The organism is Pseudomonas sp. C 49-2 (genome assembly GCF_003970195.1).
Taxonomy (GTDB): domain Bacteria; phylum Pseudomonadota; class Gammaproteobacteria; order Pseudomonadales; family Pseudomonadaceae; genus Aquipseudomonas; species Aquipseudomonas canadensis.
This window is the reverse complement of the sequence record NZ_RXYG01000014.1, coordinates 67462-84296: the sequence shown is the minus strand read 5'-3', so window position 1 is coordinate 84296 and position 16835 is coordinate 67462. Positions and strand designations below refer to the sequence as shown.

At 58.7% G+C, this 16835-nt stretch carries 13 protein-coding genes; 4 read left to right on the top strand and 9 right to left on the bottom strand.

What is annotated here, in order from left to right:
* Window positions 1-189 precede the first annotated feature (189 nt).
* From EJ576_RS24260 to EJ576_RS24240, 5 genes are all read right to left on the bottom strand, one after another.
* Window positions 190-1647: an outer membrane protein transport protein gene (locus tag EJ576_RS24260; RefSeq protein WP_122728263.1), complete on the bottom strand. Its 1458-nt coding sequence runs from the start codon at window positions 1645-1647 to the stop codon at window positions 190-192.
* A 185-nt stretch (window positions 1648-1832) separates the two neighbouring features.
* Window positions 1833-2336 carry an alkane oxidation protein activator PraB gene (praB, locus tag EJ576_RS24255; protein WP_122728266.1) on the bottom strand — a complete coding sequence of 168 codons (504 nt, stop codon included), beginning with the start codon at window positions 2334-2336 and terminating at the stop codon, window positions 1833-1835.
* Window positions 2337-2467: 131 nt separating this feature from the next.
* Entirely contained in the window at window positions 2468-2962 is a 495-nt protein-coding gene (praA, locus tag EJ576_RS24250; protein ID WP_126571321.1) for an alkane oxidation protein activator PraA, read from the bottom strand.
* Between the two features lie 133 nt (window positions 2963-3095).
* Window positions 3096-4376 (bottom strand): alkane 1-monooxygenase, encoded by a 1281-nt coding sequence (locus EJ576_RS24245; protein ID WP_122728271.1) that lies wholly within the window; start codon window positions 4374-4376, stop codon window positions 3096-3098.
* 294 nt (window positions 4377-4670) lie between these two features.
* Window positions 4671-5669 (bottom strand): alpha/beta fold hydrolase, encoded by a 999-nt coding sequence (locus EJ576_RS24240; protein ID WP_178083566.1) that lies wholly within the window; start codon window positions 5667-5669, stop codon window positions 4671-4673.
* Between the two features lie 267 nt (window positions 5670-5936).
* Here EJ576_RS24240 and EJ576_RS24235 point away from each other — a divergent pair, with 267 nt between their 5' ends.
* Genes EJ576_RS24235 through EJ576_RS24225 form a run of 3 tightly spaced genes read left to right on the top strand, consistent with a single transcriptional unit; the run spans window position 5937 to window position 9211 of the window.
* Window positions 5937-7475, top strand: a complete 1539-nt coding sequence (locus tag EJ576_RS24235) for an NAD(P)/FAD-dependent oxidoreductase (protein WP_126571320.1) — start codon at window positions 5937-5939, stop codon at window positions 7473-7475.
* Complete coding sequence (locus EJ576_RS24230; protein ID WP_126571319.1) at window positions 7472-8362, top strand: SDR family oxidoreductase; 891 nt, start codon at window positions 7472-7474, stop codon at window positions 8360-8362. The genes EJ576_RS24235 and EJ576_RS24230 overlap by 4 nt, the downstream gene beginning before the upstream one ends.
* Before the next feature lie 15 nt (window positions 8363-8377).
* Window positions 8378-9211: a metal-dependent hydrolase gene (locus EJ576_RS24225; RefSeq protein WP_126571318.1), complete on the top strand. Its 834-nt coding sequence runs from the start codon at window positions 8378-8380 to the stop codon at window positions 9209-9211.
* Here the strand turns inward: EJ576_RS24225 and EJ576_RS24220 are convergent.
* Entirely contained in the window at window positions 9208-11283 is a 2076-nt protein-coding gene (locus EJ576_RS24220) for an EAL domain-containing protein (protein WP_126571317.1), read from the bottom strand. The two genes, EJ576_RS24225 and EJ576_RS24220, sit on opposite strands and share 4 nt — an antisense overlap.
* A gap of 318 nt (window positions 11284-11601) precedes the next feature.
* On the opposite strand from EJ576_RS24220, the gene EJ576_RS24215 reads away from it, so the two are divergent.
* A complete protein-coding gene (locus EJ576_RS24215) occupies window positions 11602-11931 on the top strand; it encodes a DUF6388 family protein (protein ID WP_016980200.1) in 330 nt (109 codons plus the stop codon).
* A 4-nt stretch (window positions 11932-11935) separates the two neighbouring features.
* On the opposite strand, the gene EJ576_RS24210 is transcribed toward EJ576_RS24215, so the two are convergent.
* The 3 genes from EJ576_RS24210 to tssM are packed head-to-tail and all read right to left on the bottom strand — an operon-like array spanning window position 11936 to window position 16823.
* A complete protein-coding gene (locus EJ576_RS24210) occupies window positions 11936-12781 on the bottom strand; it encodes a serine/threonine-protein kinase (protein ID WP_126571316.1) in 846 nt (281 codons plus the stop codon).
* Window positions 12778-13491 (bottom strand): PP2C family serine/threonine-protein phosphatase, encoded by a 714-nt coding sequence (locus tag EJ576_RS24205; RefSeq protein WP_126571315.1) that lies wholly within the window; start codon window positions 13489-13491, stop codon window positions 12778-12780. The genes EJ576_RS24210 and EJ576_RS24205 overlap by 4 nt, the downstream gene beginning before the upstream one ends.
* Window positions 13488-16823, bottom strand: coding sequence for a type VI secretion system membrane subunit TssM (gene tssM, locus EJ576_RS24200; RefSeq protein ID WP_126571314.1), 3336 nt, complete (start codon window positions 16821-16823; stop codon window positions 13488-13490). Before tssM ends, EJ576_RS24205 begins: the two co-directional genes overlap by 4 nt.
* Window positions 16824-16835: the final 12 nt, after the last annotated feature.

The window sequence follows — 16835 nt, the reverse complement described above, 5'->3', positions numbered from 1 at the left end:
CGTGCGCAAAAAAAAGGGCGGCTGAGCGGGCCGCCGGGTCAACCAGTCGAGAAAACAGCGCCTGGCCTGAGCAGCCAGGGCTATTGATCGGAAGATACTCATCAGAACAAAGGACGAACTGCAGGGTCGAGGCAGCAAGATGCGCTTGGTGCCTTGACCCCATATCCTACTTAACCATCAGACTAACCATCAGAACGCGTAAGTGGCCGACAGACTGACCACGTCGCCCGACGACTCGGCTTTACCGTCAAGGCTAGCGCCCCCCAGGCGATCAACGTTTTTGGTCTTCAACTTGACCTCCTGAACGAACTGGTGGGAATAGGCGACGTCAAGGCTCAAGCCCTTCACCGCTTTTACATCATAGCCAGCACCGAGTGACAGGAAGGTGCGATCGCCATCTGGAATCCGCGGGTCACGGGTTGAATTGCGGGTGGGCGTCTGGTCAATGGCTACGCCAGCACGCAGGGTCAGCTCATCGGTGGCGCGGAAGTCGCCGCCGACCGAATACATCCACGTGTCTTTGTAGTTGTAAGGAATAGAAACGATCTCGATATCACCAGATTTCAGCGTGAGATCCTTGAACGATGACCACTGCGTCCATACCACGCTCGCGCCCAGGGTTAAGCGATCGTTGAATTGGTGAACCCAGTCAAAACCGGCGGTGGCAGGAATATCCAATTGGGTGCTGGCGTGGGCACCGTCGGGGAACAGTTTGAGGCCCGGATAAGCCACTTCAACCAATGTGCCATTCCCACCAATCGGGCTAGGTTGGGTCATCAACGCATAGTTATAGGCATCCGCACGTATATTGTACTTGCCCGTCATCTTGTTCTTGATCTTGGCGTGATAGTTGAGGCCCAGGGTATCTCTATCAGTGGGTTTCCATGTCACACCGGTAAACCAGCCCGTCGAAATATTGTCGACCTTGACTCGCATCAACGCGCCGCCGACACCTGACGGCAACTGCACGCCATTGAGTTCAGGACTCGTGGAATTGGACGCCGCCGAAAACAAATCGATGTTCTGGCTAACAAAACCTTTGCTGTGCTGAACGATCAGGCCGCCACCAATGGAAAACTGATCAGTGACCTTGAACGAAAGAGAGCCTGTCAGCCCGACGGTTTCGATTTTGGTATCTACCGCAAAATCACGAAATTTGGAGTCTTCGTTCCATGTCGAACGCATGCCTTGGGGCACTACCTGGCTTAAACCAAACGCGAAGCGGTCTCCAAGCGGCATCACCATGAATCCGGTCGGCAACCAAGCCGTGAAACCACCTTGCCCACCATCATTGTTGTTCACCACGGCCGCCGGGACGTCGGGAAAACCATTGTCCCCAATCGGAATATTGGCGACGGGGTCACCTTTATAATCGTTGGCACTGCCCTTGTACTTGATCTTGATGCGCGCGTAGTCAACCGTAAATTGCGCAACATTGTGTTCTACAAAAGCCATTGCCGCCGGGTTGTTGTAAGCAGAACTCGGGTCATTTTTGAACAGCGAACCGCCGGCAAATGCCCTCCCCCAACCAGGTGCGCCATAAGTAGGCGTGGAGAAACCGCCGGCGTGTACAGGCGTGGCGACCATCACCCCTCCCATTAGCGCCAATCCCAGCAGAACCTGTACCTGTTGTTTCTTATTATTCATACGGCACTCCTTATTGTTATCTCACTGAACCGGCCCCAGCCGACTGAGGGTGCTGCTTGGTTTTTCCTGATGGTTATTTGTTAAATGCACGGCGCTACAAGGGACATCTGTTGCCCTGAAACAAGCGCCTCACCCGAGGCGCTTGTCTTTTTACGGGTGATCAGCCCTTCATTCTCGAGCGAACATCAAGGGATGATGGTCAGCGCCGGCGATGGGGTCACGCTCAGGCTTACAACTGTGCAACTGCCACTAAGGTTCTGATTGCTCGCGGTCAGCGCAGACCCGTTGTAACCCACATTGATAGTGCTCGGACCACAGTTGGAGGCGGGGTAAAGGAAAGTGCTAGCAATGGTGTAGCCGACATTCGAAACGGTTCCGGACAACACACCGTTAGGACCGGTCGCGGTCAGGGTCCACGGCAAGCCCGTGATCTGTGGCAGGTTGCACAGGCCCCCACCAGAAACGGTGACGGTATTGATTTTTGCTACACCGGCGCCGTCAACCCGGCCCGCGAAAGTTGCGGTGCAGTTGACGGCCGCCTGGAACGAGGAAGGCGACTTCACCGTGATTGTGCCGGGCGCGGTAAAGTTGGTATTGATTGGCGTAATACTATAAGCATTCGCCATCGAAGCAGCACCCATGCAAACAGTCAAAGCAGTCAACGACACGAGGGTTTTCAAGCTTTTCATTGTTTTTCCTCACATGTTATGGCGAATTCATTTCGCCAGGGGTAATGGCCATGATCGAGAGGTCACGGTGAAACTGCAGAACTTCCCTTTCCAGCCAAATCTCAATTCAATAACGAAACAACATCTAACGCTTATTCAACAACTTTGAAGTTCGGCGGCATCTTGATCGACACCGTCTTGATCTTGCAGTCTTCGCCGATCGGGACGTTGGCGGCTTCCAACTTACCCGTGGCGTTATCCCAGGTGCCGTCGGCAGTTGAGGGCCCACACTTGCCGCCCAGACCAAACGCGTGGACATCCACACTGATCTTCGACATAGAGCCACTTTTGGTATCCTTGGCGACCAGAATCCACGGCAAGTTGATGGCTTCCACTCGGCTGCACTTGAGGCCGCCATCGAATTCGACTTCATCGACATTGACCGATGAACCATCAGCCGCCACTTTGCCGGCCACCTTGATGGTGCAGTCGGCACTGATCAGCGCGCCTTTGGAAAAGCTGATGGGCCCCTGGGCGGTAAACGCACTGCCGGCGGGTTCGATGCGTGCTGCCTGGGCCTGGTGATAGGCGATCAGGCCCAACGCAGCCAATACGATATGTGTGATGAATTTGGCAGATACTTGCATGGTGTACGTCCTTCCCTTTAATTATTTTTGTTCGGGTCAAACAACTTTCTGGCAACCGATATGGAAAATCCCGGGCGATAGAGGCCTGCGCGGCACGCAGGCCCCGAGTACCCAAACAACGTGTTACTTGAACTTAAAAAGGTTTTGCGCTGTTGCTGTACTTTTCCAGGTACTTCAACCGTTGTGAAGGCTGAAGATTGGTCAGGGTGATATCCCCGGCATAATGGTTCAATACTCGATGATCCATTCGCCGCCGCCATAAATAAGGCACATACGCCCAGACAATCATGCTCGCGTAACCATAAGGAAGTTGCGGTGATTCATCAAAATGACGCAACGACTGATAACTACGGGTGGGGTTGGCATGGTGATCGGAGTGCCGTTGCAACTGGAACAGAAAGATATTGGTAACAATACGGTTGCTGTTCCATGAATGCCGTGGCGAGCAGCGTTCATAACGACCATTGGGCAACTTCTGGCGTTTAAGCCCGTAGTGTTCGACATAGTTCACCACTTCCAACAGCGAGAAACCGTAGATGCCCTGGATGATCAGGAACGGCACCACCGCCCATCCAAGCCAGACGATCATCGCCCCCCACAGCACTACGCTGTACATCCAGGCGCTGAGCACACCGTTTTGCCAGTGCCAGGCCGGCAGGTCGAGCTTGCGCAGACGTTCGCGCTCCAGGTTCCAGGCCGAGCGGGCACTGAACCAGACCGAGCGTGGCAGGAACGCCCAGAAACTCTCCCCCAGTCGCGAACTGGCAGGATCTTCTGGCGTGGCAACACGCACGTGATGGCCACGGTTATGTTCGGTGTAGAAGTGCCCGTAGAAGGTCGGGGCCAGGGTGACCTTGGCCAGGAACACTTCCAGCGCATTGGGTTTGTGCCCCAGTTCATGGGCAGTGTTGATCGCGATGCCAGTTGCGGCGCCGGTCGACATGGCCATGCCCAGGTAAGTGAACCAGCTCACTTCGCCATGTAGTTGAGTGCGTGCGGTGACGTAGCTGGCGGTATGGGACAACCAACTCGACGGTTCCAGGTTCGCGGTAGCCTGCAACAGCCCACCCTGGATGATCCAGTCGATACCGCCAGCGGCGAGCCAACCCGTAATCAGTACCGACGAGATGACAAACAGCACGCCGGTGTAGACGATCCAGCGGTAGTAACTTTGGGATTCAAGGTGGCTGACGGCTGATTCGGGCGGGTTGCTCACGTCTTCACCGAGCAGGCCGTCAATCAGCGGGATCAGGCCGAAGATCACCAATACACCGACCCACCAGAGTTGCTGGATACCGGTGGTAATGGCCAGTGCGCCGGACAACAAAGGGGTGGCCAGGGGCATGATGCCCAACCACCACAGGTGACGCTTGCCGTCGGCCCACACGCTTGGAGCTGCCAATGTCTGATTCATGGCAGCCACCGATGCTGGGACGCGGAAAACAGGTTCAGGGAGCGTTGACTGCTCCAGGAAATCAACCATGCGATAAAAGACGTTTTTTTCATTTTTATTCGCTCTTAGGCATTTCAAAAATCATTTCAAAATAAACATTGAAATATTTTTTTAAAGAAATAGCGCGGAATCGTTAGGTCGTCAACTACTTTTTCGAGGCCTTTTCTACGTGACTGGGCAGTCTCTTTTTCAGCCGCCTGGTCAGGTCTCTAGGGCAAGCATTTCGGACGGCACAACCCGCAGTGGAAGACACGATTATTTGCTTGCCAATGCAAACGGCGGATGCAAGATCGCAGCGGTTTGCGCTGGCCGCGCACGCTTGGCCAACTGTTGCACCGCCTCCACCACCCGCGCGGTGGCGGTGATCGGCAACATGTGCCCGCGCCCCTCCACCACCTGCAGCTTCAGGCCTGGGACCTTGTCGGCCAGGGCCTGGCCGTGTTTGCGAAAGTCCAGGACCTTGTCCTGCGCGCCATAGATCAGGCTGATGGGCAACGTCAATTGCGGGTAGCGCTTGACCATGTCCGGCAGGGCGTCATTGACCAGGCCGATCTCGCTGGACGCGGCATAGAAGTTGTCGGGGCGCATGCCCAGCAGGCCACCTCCACGGGTGGCGAAATCGTCAGGGGCATTGTCTGGTGCGAACACCCCCTTGACCACCGCACGGCGCGTCAACAGGCCAATGGGCACCGTGAGGGTGTGAGACACCCAGCGCCGCAGCCAGGCCGGTCGCACCGCCAGTGACCAGAACACCACGGGCAACGTGGGTTGTGGATGGGTCAGTGGCGCCACCAATACCAACCCCGACACCGCATGGGGATGGTCGAGGGCCAGCGCCAGGGAAATCGCACCGCCCAGGGAATGCCCCAGCACCATGGGTTTATCCAGGCCGAGTGTATTGATAAAGGCCGCCACCTGACGCGCCTGGGCCGGCAGGTCCGCAGCGGTGCCTTTGTGGCGCGTGGAATAACCCGACCCAGGACGGTCAAGCGTGATGACACGGAAGTGTTCACGCAACTGCCCGGACAGTGCATACGTCAGGTTGCGACTGCTGCCCATCAACCCGTGAATCATCACCAGCGGTGGGCCCTTACCCTCTTCGTAGTAATGAAAGCGCTCGCCATCCACCTCCAGAAAGCGCCCGTTGCTCGGAACGGCAGCTTCAATGCGCCGTTTCATCCACGCGCTGAATCCCCATAAAACGGCGCTCGCGCCTATCAACACAGCCGCAGCGATAACCCATTCAACAGCCATAGCTCGGTCCTCTGCATCCCTGCTGCTGTCGACCCGACCGGAATTGATCAAAGCCTCAGCTATCGCCCATACCCTGGACCTGAACATCGTGCTTGTCCGTCGGACAAATCACACATGAGGAGCCTGGGACTAGCGTAGGCGATATTTTCAGGTAGATTATTTAAAATCTTTTTTAAAATAAGTAATTCAATTTTTCTTTGCAATGGTGTTCTATCTAAAAGACACAACAAGAAAAGGAGCACACCCGATGCCCATGAAGGAATGCTTATGAATACCCAGAGCGACTCAATCGACATCGCGATCATTGGCTCCGGCTTTGCCGGCCTGTGCATGGCGATCAAGCTCAAGGAGGCCGGGTTCACCGACTTCTTTATCGCCGAACAGGCCGACACCCTCGGCGGCACCTGGCGTGACAACCACTACCCAGGCTGCGCCTGCGATGTGCAGTCCCATGTGTATTCGTTTTCCTTCGCGCCGAACCCGAACTGGACGCGGCAGTTCGCGCCACAAGCGGAGATCCGCGCTTATCTGGAGCAATGCGCCACACGTTTCGAGCTGGCGCCCTACTTGCGTTTCGGCATGGGACTTGAACGGGCAGTTTTCGATGAGCAACAACAGCGCTGGCAACTGCGCTTCAGCGATGGTCGCCAGGTCACTGCACGGGTGCTGGTGTCGGGCATGGGTGGCCTGTCGCGGCCGGCGCTGCCGGATATTCCAGGGCTCGACAGCTTCAAGGGCAAGCGCTTTCACTCACAGCAGTGGGACCACGCGTACTCCTTGAAGGGTAAACGCGTGGCGGTGATCGGCACGGGCGCCAGCGCCATTCAATTCGTGCCGCAAATAGCGCCGCACGTGGCTCACCTGGACCTGTTCCAGCGCACGCCACCGTGGATCATGCCCAAGCCCGACCGGGCCATTTCGCCTTTCGAACGCTGGTTGTTCAAACACCTGCCTTTCACCCAACGCCTGGTGCGCAGCGCCTTTTATTGGGCTCTGGAGGGCCGCGTGGTCGGCTTTGCCCTGCACCCACGGCTGATGAAGATGGTGCAGAAAATCGCCCTGCGCCACCTGCACAAACAAGTGGCGCGCCCTTCCCTGCGCAAGACCCTGACCCCGGACTACACCATCGGCTGCAAGCGCGTGCTGATCTCCAATGACTACTACCCTGCGCTGTCACGCAGCAATGTCGAGGTGGTTACCGACAATGTATTGCGCATCGAAGCCGACGGTGTGATCACCGCCGACGGTATCAAGCACCCGGCCGACTGCCTGATCTTCGGCACCGGCTTCCAGGCCACCGATCCCCTGCCCCGCGACTGCATCATCGGGCACGGCGGCGTGGACCTGATGGACACCTGGCAAGACGGTGCCCATGCCTACAAGGGCACTACGGTGCCCGGTTATCCCAACCTGTTCCTGATCGTCGGGCCCAACACTGGCCTGGGGCACAACTCGATGATCCTGATGATCGAAGCACAGGTGACCTACATCCTCGACGCGCTTGAGCAAATGCAGCGGCATCGCATCGCCAGCGTGGACGTCAAACCCAGCGTGGAAAGCGCCTACAACCAACAGCTGCAGGCCAAGCTCAAGCGCACCATCTGGAACACCGGAGGATGCCAAAGCTGGTACCTGGACCCACGCACGGGCAAGAACACCACGTTATGGCCGGGCTCGACCTGGCGCTTCAAACGCGTCACCCGCCAGTTTGCGCTCAAAGACTATGTGACCCGTCTGATGCCGGTCAATGCGCCCACCCGTCCTGTACCTACGCCCCATTCCACTGCCGAAGGGAGCTTGTCATGAAGTCATTCAACGGCCGTGTCGCGGCCATTACCGGCGCTGCATCCGGCATGGGTCGCGCCTTGGCAATGGCCCTGGCGCGGGAGGGTTGCCACCTGGCGTTGGCGGACAAAAACAGCCAGGGGCTGGAACAGACGTTGGCATTGATCAAGGCCTCAACCCTGGCACCTGTGTTGATCACTACGCAGGTGCTGGATGTGTCCGATCGCACGGCCATGGAAGACTGGGCTGCACGCTGCGCAGCCGATCACGGCCAGGTCAACCTGGTCTTCAACAATGCCGGGGTGGCCCTGTCGAGCACGGTGGAGGGCGTGGACTACGCCGACCTGGAATGGATCGTCGGCATCAACTTCTGGGGGGTGGTCCACGGCACCAAGGCGTTTCTGCCGTACCTGAAAGCCTCAGGCGACGGCCATATCGTCAACACCTCCAGCGTGTTCGGCCTGTTTGCCCAACCGGGCATGAGCGGCTACAACGCCACCAAGTTTGCCGTGCGCGGCTTTACCGAATCCCTGCGCCAGGAACTGGATATGCAGCGTTGCGGCGTGTCAGCCACCTGCGTGCACCCCGGCGGCATTCGCACCGATATCTGTCGCAGCAGCCGTATCGACGCCAACATGACAGGGTTCCTGATCCACAGCGAACAACAGGCCCGCGCCGACTTCGAAAAGCTGTTCATCACCGACGCCGACCAGGCTGCCAAAGTGATCCTGCACGGCGTACGCAAGAACAAGCGCCGCGTGCTAATCGGCCGCGACGCGTATTTCCTCGACCTGCTCGCCCGCTGCCTGCCGGCGGCCTATCAAGCGCTGGTGGTGTTCGCCAGCAAACGCATGGCGCCCAAGCCACGCACGCCGGTGTTTGAAACCAACGACGAGCCCCGTCTCTGAACAGGAGCACGCATTATGTTGCCGATCCGCCGTGACATCCGTTTCGCCCTGCCCGCCGAGCACATCAAGGACTGGCATGAACAGGGTCCGTTCATCACGCACTTCTTCAATGCGCTGTCGCTGCTATTTCCCCAGGGCGAGCTGTTTTTCATGGACAGCGTGCGCCACTACCGCCAGCGTATTGATGACCCTGAGCTAAAAAAAGAGGTCCAGGGGTTTATCGGCCAGGAAGCCATGCACAGCCGCGAACACGTGGCCTACAACGACTTGCTGCAAGCGGCCGGGTTGCCGGCGCATACCTTGGACCGCCGATTGAAGTTCATCCTCGACTGGCAGAAAAAACACCTGCCGGCGTCTTTCAACCTGGCCGTGACCATTGCCTTGGAACACTACACCGCGATGCTGGCCGAAATCCTGCTGAGCGATCCGTCTCGCTTCGGTGACTCACTCAAGGGCTACCAACAGATGTGGTACTGGCATGCCCTGGAGGAAACCGAACACAAAGCAGTGGCCTTCGATGTCTGGAACACCGTAATCAAGCCCGGACCCATGCGCTATTTGCTGCGTACCGGGACCATGCTCACCACCACGGTGTTGTTCTGGCTGGTGGTGTTCGATTTTCACCTACGCCTGCTGATCGCTGACCGCAAGTCTGGCGGGCATCTGAAAGGCTTCTGGCGCATGCTGAAATTTCTGTATGGCCCCAGGGGCGTGTTCCCACGGATGCTGGTGCCGTGGCTGCATTACTTCAAACCCGGCTTTCACCCCTGGGATCACGACAACCGTGCGCGCCTGGCCGGGATTGACGACCTGGTCGAGGAGATCGAGCAGACCCAACGCGTGTATTAGGCTTGCGCCAAGGCAGCGCGCTCACGCACAAAGCCTTCCAACTGATCCCCCGGCAGTGCCTTGCTGAAATACCAGCCCTGAATGATCAACTCGGCGCCTGTGTTCAGGAAGGCCAACTGCTCGGCGGTCTCCACGCCTTCCACCACCACGCCCAGGTTCAGCGCCTCACAGAAGCGCAACATGCCGGTCATGACCTGAGCGCCCTTGGGATCGTGCTGGGCCACCACGAAACTACGATCGATCTTGATGAAATCCACCGGAAACTGATGCAGGTAACTCAAGGCCGAAAACCCGGTACCGAAGTCATCGATATAGACCTTGGCGCCGATGGCTTGCAGCTTCTGGATAATCTGGCGCGTGGCTTGGATATCGCTGACCAGCGCGTCTTCGGTGATTTCCACCGAGACTTGCCCGTGGGCCTGGGCCAGGATTTCTACGAGGCGCTCACCGTAGGCGGCGTCGGTCAAGGTCGCGCTGGAAATATTGATGGTCATCGGCAAGGCAAAGCCGAGCTTCTGCCACTTCTGGTATTGGCGCACCGCCTGGGACGCGACCCACACATCCACGTCCGGCATCAACCGCGCCTGGGCCAGCCATTGCAGGAACTCCCAGGGCGAATGCACCTTGCCTTGGGCATCGCGGGCACGCATCAGCGCCTCACAACCGGTGCACAGGCCGGTACGGGTCGAGACCTGTGGCTGGAATTCGAGGTAGAACTCGTAGTCGCTGATTTGCTGGATGCGGCTCAGTTCATTGGCTTGGCGCGCCAGGGCCTTGTGAGACGCGAGCACCGGGTCCAGCTCACGCAGCCGGCCCTTTTCTTCAAGACCTCGAAAGGTCATGTCCAGGGACTTGAGGTACACCGTGCCACCTTCAGTGGTCTGGCGATGGATCGCATGCACATACGGCGCATACACCAACGTGCCGAGGCCCAGCAGCGTCAGTTGCAACGCCACTGCCGCGAGGTCGCCGTGCGTGCTCAGGTAGGCATTGAGCAGCACAGGCGCCGTAAACGGAACGCTGACCACCGCCGGTGAGACCCAGCCCATCTGCACCACCGTCAACGCCACCATGGCGTTCAACGCAGGCACAATCAGAAAGGGAATGAACAAGCGCGGATTGAGGATGATCGGCAAACCGAACAACAGCACCTCACTGACGTTGAACAGCGACAGCGGCAGACTTGCCACCGCCAACAAGCGCATGGACTGACTCTTGGAGAACAGCAAGATCGCCAGCAACAGGCATAGTGCTCCGCCCGAACCGCCGATAAACGCGAAACTGCCCAGCAGGCCGCTGTTCAACAGGTATTTGATCGGCTCGCCCGCCGCCGCCGCCGCATTGTTCAGCACCACCGCCTGGTCCAGCACATCGAACAGCGGCTGCATGGCATAGACACCGTGGATGCCGAAGAACCACAGCAGCGAATTCATCAGGCTCACAAACAGGCCGCTACCGTAAGGCGATTGCAAGGCATCAAGTACTTGTGGTCCCTGCAACTGCGCCACATAAGGCACCTGCAACAACACGGACAGCACCATCACCAACGCCAGCGCGGTGATCGCGCCCGGCACCACCATATTGATCGTGCCCCGCAGGTTTTGCCCTACCAAGTCTTCATTGACCAACCGAGTCCAGCGATAACGGTGCAGCCAGGCAATTGCCGGCACATTCAACAGCGGCGAGGCAATCGCGATAAACAGGACGAAGGTGGCTGAAGCCCGGGGGTATTCACGCAGGATAAACGTCGCCACCACCACATGGGCCAGGCACAGGAACGCTACCGGCAGTTGTGGCAGACGATGCTGGATTGCCAGCATGTAACCGATGGACGCAGCGACCAGCAGCGGGATCACGGAGCTGATCTGGTTATGCAAGCCAGCGAGGAACGCCACCACTTGCGCATCGAAACCCAGCACCCGCGCGCATTCAGACAGGATCAGGAAGCTTGCCGACACCAACAGGCATGGCAGGATCCACAGCAAACCTTCGCGAATCGCTCGAAGAGACTCAGTGCTGGCCAAGGCAGCCAGACGTTGGGTGAAGAAAAGCTTGAACAGCGTTTGCGCCATGACCCATCCCTCTGCCCATCGCCCTCTGTCCCTGGAAGGCAGGGCCGGAAATACGGGGTTAACGCTACACGTCCTGGCACGATGAGCGAAAGCTTTTTGCCATTCATCCAGCTGTTTTTTCCGTAATGGACGACAGGCAATTCCTTAGATTCTCTAAATAATTGAATTTTCTTACGTGGACCACTGACCAAATCTGCTGCGGTGCGGATAGCCTACCTGTTATTGTTTTTACTCAACCTCATACTTGCAATGACCCACCGCCGGCTACGCAAACGCGCCCGCCATATCCAAAGCCCGGCCATCGAATGGAGTAAGTCCTTGTCACCACCCGGCGATAACCACCAGTTGGCATTGAACAGGTTCCTCAACGAACACCCCGATGTCGCCGCAGAACTCGACACCCTGAACCCGCTGGCCGCACAAGCCAAGGGCGAAACCCTGGCGCACTACCGCGCCGAACGGCTGCACGAGGCCTTCGAAGCCGAGGCCGAACGCCAGGGCCTGTTTGCCTGGGAGTTGACCCTGAAACTGACCGCCGAGTCGCCCGAAGCCTTTGAAACCCAACGCCTTGAAGTACACAAGGAAGTGGCACAGATGGCGGGGTTGAGCTGGGACGAGTACTGTCGGATGCATGATTTGGCCGGTTGACGCACTAGCCCATGAACCATAGGCACCGACGGGCTGCCAACCCCTCGCACAGCTCGGCAACATCGACGGTTCGCTGCTCGGGGTCCATGGCCAGTGCTGAACATAACAAAGGCCAGTACTGCCTGGGCAGTTGCCTGGGCCGCGGCAATCGTTGATTACGTTGACGCTCTACGGGCCGCCGTCCCTCTGCCATTTCGTAGAGCACTCGGGCCACCCCATACAAGTCGGCGCTCGCCGACGGCAACCCGCCTGCCATCAGCTCCGGCGCTGCATAGGCGGGAGTCCAGGCATTCAGCCGGTTGCGGCTCAAACCTGGTAATCCAGCCTCCGCCTGGGCTTGCGCGTGACCCAAGCCAAAATCGAACAGGCGTACCCCCTGCTCCCCGACCATGATATTCGCCGGTTTCACATCGCCATGCAGGACACCTTGCCGATGGGTGTAGGCCAGTGCATCCAGCAGTTGCAGGGCCATGGGCTGCAACTCTTGCCATGGCAATCCCTGAGGACATTCCGGAAGCACTCGGTCGAGCGTCAGGCCGGGCATCAGTTCCATGGTGAAGAACGCCACTTGGTGCGCCGTGTCTACCTCGAAAGAAAATGCACGTACCACATGGTCATGTCGCAGGCTTCGGGTCAGGGCGAATTCGCTGTAGAGCAGCACATGCGCGTCGGTGGATGCGGATAGGGTCTCGCCTAACAATTTCAGCGCCACGCGACAGTCTGGCTCGCCGAACGCTTCATGCAGCAAGTCCCGCGCGCGATAAACCACACCCATGCCCCCGGCACCGAGGATTCGCTCAAGCTGATAGCGCCCGGCCAGCACTTTCGGCGGGCCTGCCGCCGCGCTCATGGCCGGACCACCACGGCGGTCAGGTCATCCCGCGCCGGCCCCAGCAGCACACTACTGAACAACCGATCTACCACCTGCCGTGGCGTGCTCGCGCTCATGGCATTCCCCAGTTCCCGGTGACTGAGCCCCTGGTACAGACCGTCGCTGCACAACAAAAACACGTCACCGGGCTGGGAACGCAGTTCCAGTATCTCAAGGCTCAATGGCTGCCTGGCACCCACCGCGCGGGTCAAGGCTCTTGCGCCAGGATGAGCCTGGGCGAGTTCCGGGCTCAACTGTTGCGTGTCTATCAGTTGCTGCTGCAAGGAGTGGTCCCGCGACAGTTGATACAGCCGCCGCCCTCGCCACAGGTAGCATCGGCTATCCCCGGCCCAAATACAGGCGGCACGATCATGTGCCAATAACAGCACCACCACCGTACTGCCCATGATGCCCGCCACGCCATCGGCGGGTTGTAACTGGCTGTCGAGACCCCGCAGGCACCGTCGAACGGCCTCGATCCGTTGGTCGAAATCGCCTTGGTCAGGCAGTGCAGCAAGGCTGCGAACCACCCATTGGCTGGCTACATTTCCGGCATGATGCCCGCCCATACCATCCGCCACCGCCCAACAACCACGTTGCGGGCAATCGAGGAAGGCATCCTCGTTGCGTGCACGGCTCTTGCCTTGCGCCGTGCGCCCGGCACTAAGCCATGACTGTGCACCGCTCACAATTGCTCCGGCAGGCGGAAGGTGCGCCACGTCGCCATTTGGAATGGGCTCGGGTCGCGTTGACTGGTGAGCAGGTAATTGGCCCGCAGGCCAGCCAGGTCAGCCTTGAGAACCTGCGCATCCCTGCCGCTCGCGGGCTCGCTTTGCATCAGGTCGAAAAACCGAAACATCGACCAGGCGCCACGGTCTTTCTCAATGCCCAATGGCCGCTCGGCACCGCGCTCCAGCACCAGGCTGCTGCGACCATTCTCCGCTTCACTCGGCCAATGGAACGCCATCGACACGATCGGGCCGTGGCGATATTCCAACTGCTGATCACCCACCCGCAGCGTCGCCCGGCTGACGGCCTGGTCCAGGCTGTAGGGCGCCAGCGTGAACCGTACGGCCCAATCTCCCTGATCCTCGGTAAAAAAACCTTGGCGAATGATCTGGGCCTTGGTCAGCTGTTCCAGTAACAAGCGCGACATCGGCAGGCTGCGCCCTTCTATCCCCCGCAGGCGATAGCGGTTGCCCTCGACGGTGACGAACGGCCGCAGGTAACTCTCATAAAAGCGCGCCATAGCACCCCGAGGCTTGAAAAACGCCTGGAAGTCGCCTAGGGCAACATCACTGCCCGCATGCGCATCGAATGGGTAACGACGCTGAATGGCTTTCGCATAGAAGCCATAGACTTCGTTTTGATAGTGCTGATTCACAAACCCGTAGGCGCCATCGAGCAGCTGGCGCCAGCTTTGGTCGGCAATGCCTTCGAACCACCCTTTGAGCGGTTGCGGAAAGCGAGCCGCCGTGTCACGCAAGTTGCCCAGCAGCGGCTGCTGTCCATCCATCCGTTGCCTGGCCATTTTGAACGCGGCCTGCTCCGGTGAACTGTCCCGGCTCACTGTCGACAATTGCAATTGCAGCTCATCCAGCAAGCGCAATGCCTGCGTCAACTCGCCCCTTGGGTTCTGCTGTTCGTCGAGCAATTGGTGCAAGGGCTCGAAACGGCGTTGCAAGGCACGCCGGGCATTATCAGGTAACACTGCTCGGGTCAGGTCCCTGGAAGTCACCGCGCCCAGCTCGCCGACTTGCTGGACTTCCGTTTCAAGTCGATCGGAAACCGACACTAACCGAGTGTTTTCGCGCACCTGCTGCAACAGCTGCACCAAAGCCGATTGAGCCGATGTAAGGCTTGCAAGATGTTCAGCGCCTTGTTGCAGGCTGCCACTTTCCCGCAGCTTGATCCGACCGAGGGCGTCGCTCCAGGCGTCGGCGTACTCACTGAAATAGCGCTGTTCCAGCGCCAGCATCAGCCTGCGTAGATCCACGACGCTCAGGTCAGTACCCTCTCCAAGTACCCAATTGTCCTGAGCAATGGCATTGACCATCTGAGTACCCTGCTGTTCGAACAGCAGCAGGTATTTCTTGGTGTAAAACCCCGGTATAGGCGGCTCGCCCCTGGTAAACGCCGGACCTTCGGCCAAGCGATAAGGCTCCAGGTTTCGCGCTTGCTCCCGCAGCGCTCTGTAGACCACCTCCATCAATGACTCACCGCGTAATACCAAGCGAGCCTGGGCGACCAACTCTTCATTCAATGGCGCCTGAAACGGTTGTTCGAGGAGTCGTAAAAAGTGTTCATTCAAGCGCTTATTCGCCGAAGAGTCTCCCGCCCACTGGCCAGACACATACTCTGCCAGCCAGCCCTTATCAAGCCGCCCACGCAGATTGAGCATCAGGTAGGCACGTAGGCTATCCAGCAGGTGCTCGCGGTCACCCAGGCTTCCTCGCACTCGCCCTTCGAGCAGGGTGGTCACGTATGGCAAAAACTGCTGCTGCAGGGCGTGTTCATAAGCTGCAGCCAGTGGCGGACTACTCAGCGCCCCCTGATACAAGCCGGCCCGATCGATCCACCGTGCTTCGGCCTGTGGCGAAAACACTTGGGTTGCCGCCAGTCGACTGTCCAGCAGCGCCAGCAAAGCATGGCTCTCGTCCGCCCCTCGCAGCGGGGCGGGCTGGGTGTTGATCAGTCCCCGTAATTGCACTAGGCGCTGATGGTTGAACGCGTAACTGTGCGCCCACACTACCCCCACAGCCCCGATAACCACAGTCGCTGCCAGCGCCATCAATCCGTGGCGTCGGCGTATGCGCTGCCGCTCCGGATCAAGCAGCCCGGCCAGGTCGGCCTCGGCAAAAATCACGCGCTTAAACAGCCCCTGTACAAAATGGGGACGTACATCGACGGTCTTCGCACACGTCAGATAGAAACCTCGCAGGGCATTGATAGGCTGATTGCGATTGACAGAAAACGCCGCCTCGATAAACAGGCATAGACAGTCACCGATGCGTGCGAGCTGCCGGGGAAAATCAAGCATGCGCCCTCGACGCTCGACATTTCGCTCGTGATGCAAGCGCGGAATCAACTCCCCACCCAGGCGTTGCAGCAAGCTCTCGAACACTGCTCTCACTTGGACGAGGTCGGTACCCAGATACCCTCCCAGGACCTGTTCTGCATCATCGCCCTGCTGAGCATCAAAAAACTCGGCAAACCCGGCCAACCGGTCAGACTGGGTCAACACCAAATACACCGGTACATCCACGTGCAGTGTTTGCTGGATATCCTGCAAGCGGGTACGCACATGGCGGGCATGACGTTCCAGGTCGTGCTCATTGCTGCTTGAAAGTGTGTCGACTGACAACGTGACGACCACGCCATTGAGTGGCCGCGACCTACGCCGCCGCTTGAGCATGTCGAGTAGGGTCGACCATCCCGCGTCATCCACTGAAGGGTCGGGCTGGCCCAAATAACGGCCCGCTGCCTCGACCAGTACGGCTTCTTCGGCAAAATACCACTCACACCAAGACGTAGCCCCCTGTGGCGCCGTTTCAGGGGAGTCCAGTGCAGACGGCAAGCCGCTGGCCGCCAGCAGGCTGGTCTTGCCGCTGTCTTGCTCGCCAATCAATAGATACCAGGGCAACTCCTCTCGCCAACGCTCGCTGCGCTCACCGTAGCGTCGTGAGGTTTTCAACGCCTGCAGCGCCTCCTTGAAGCGCTCCCGCACCTGTCGAATTTCATCGTCGATCAATGCCTGCCGCTGATGACGCTCATGCTCTGCAGGCTGATTCAACCACACGGTACGACGCGCGCCCACCACGACCATCGCCAGCCCCCACAGCAATAGAAACCCGCTGATGGTCAGCAAACGGGACGTCGGGCTTTGCCAGAAACGGTAGTCATCCACCGCCAGCAAGGGCCCGAAAAACCACACCAGCAGTGCACTGGACAGCACTAGGAGCAAGCTGTATACCCAACTTTTGCGCAGCACCGTACCCACTCCTTTGAAGAATGCGTTCATCCATTGCTCCCA

What these genes read in the sequence shown, in the direction of transcription:
- EJ576_RS24260 (WP_122728263.1), bottom strand. Translation starts at nt 1,647, where the DNA reads ATGAATAATAAGAAACAACAGGTACAGGTTCTGCTGGGATTGGCGCTA.
- praB (WP_122728266.1), bottom strand. Translation starts at nt 2,336, where the DNA reads ATGAAAAGCTTGAAAACCCTCGTGTCGTTGACTGCTTTGACTGTTTGC.
- praA (WP_126571321.1), bottom strand. Translation starts at nt 2,962, where the DNA reads ATGCAAGTATCTGCCAAATTCATCACACATATCGTATTGGCTGCGTTG.
- EJ576_RS24245 (WP_122728271.1), bottom strand. Translation starts at nt 4,376, where the DNA reads ATGAATCAGACATTGGCAGCTCCAAGCGTGTGGGCCGACGGCAAGCGT.
- EJ576_RS24240 (WP_178083566.1), bottom strand. Translation starts at nt 5,669, where the DNA reads ATGGCTGTTGAATGGGTTATCGCTGCGGCTGTGTTGATAGGCGCGAGC.
- EJ576_RS24235 (WP_126571320.1), top strand. Translation starts at nt 5,937, where the DNA reads ATGAATACCCAGAGCGACTCAATCGACATCGCGATCATTGGCTCCGGC.
- EJ576_RS24230 (WP_126571319.1), top strand. Translation starts at nt 7,472, where the DNA reads ATGAAGTCATTCAACGGCCGTGTCGCGGCCATTACCGGCGCTGCATCC.
- EJ576_RS24225 (WP_126571318.1), top strand. Translation starts at nt 8,378, where the DNA reads ATGTTGCCGATCCGCCGTGACATCCGTTTCGCCCTGCCCGCCGAGCAC.
- EJ576_RS24220 (WP_126571317.1), bottom strand. Translation starts at nt 11,283, where the DNA reads ATGGCGCAAACGCTGTTCAAGCTTTTCTTCACCCAACGTCTGGCTGCC.
- EJ576_RS24210 (WP_126571316.1), bottom strand. Translation starts at nt 12,781, where the DNA reads ATGAGCGCGGCGGCAGGCCCGCCGAAAGTGCTGGCCGGGCGCTATCAG.
- tssM (WP_126571314.1), bottom strand. Translation starts at nt 16,823, where the DNA reads ATGAACGCATTCTTCAAAGGAGTGGGTACGGTGCTGCGCAAAAGTTGG.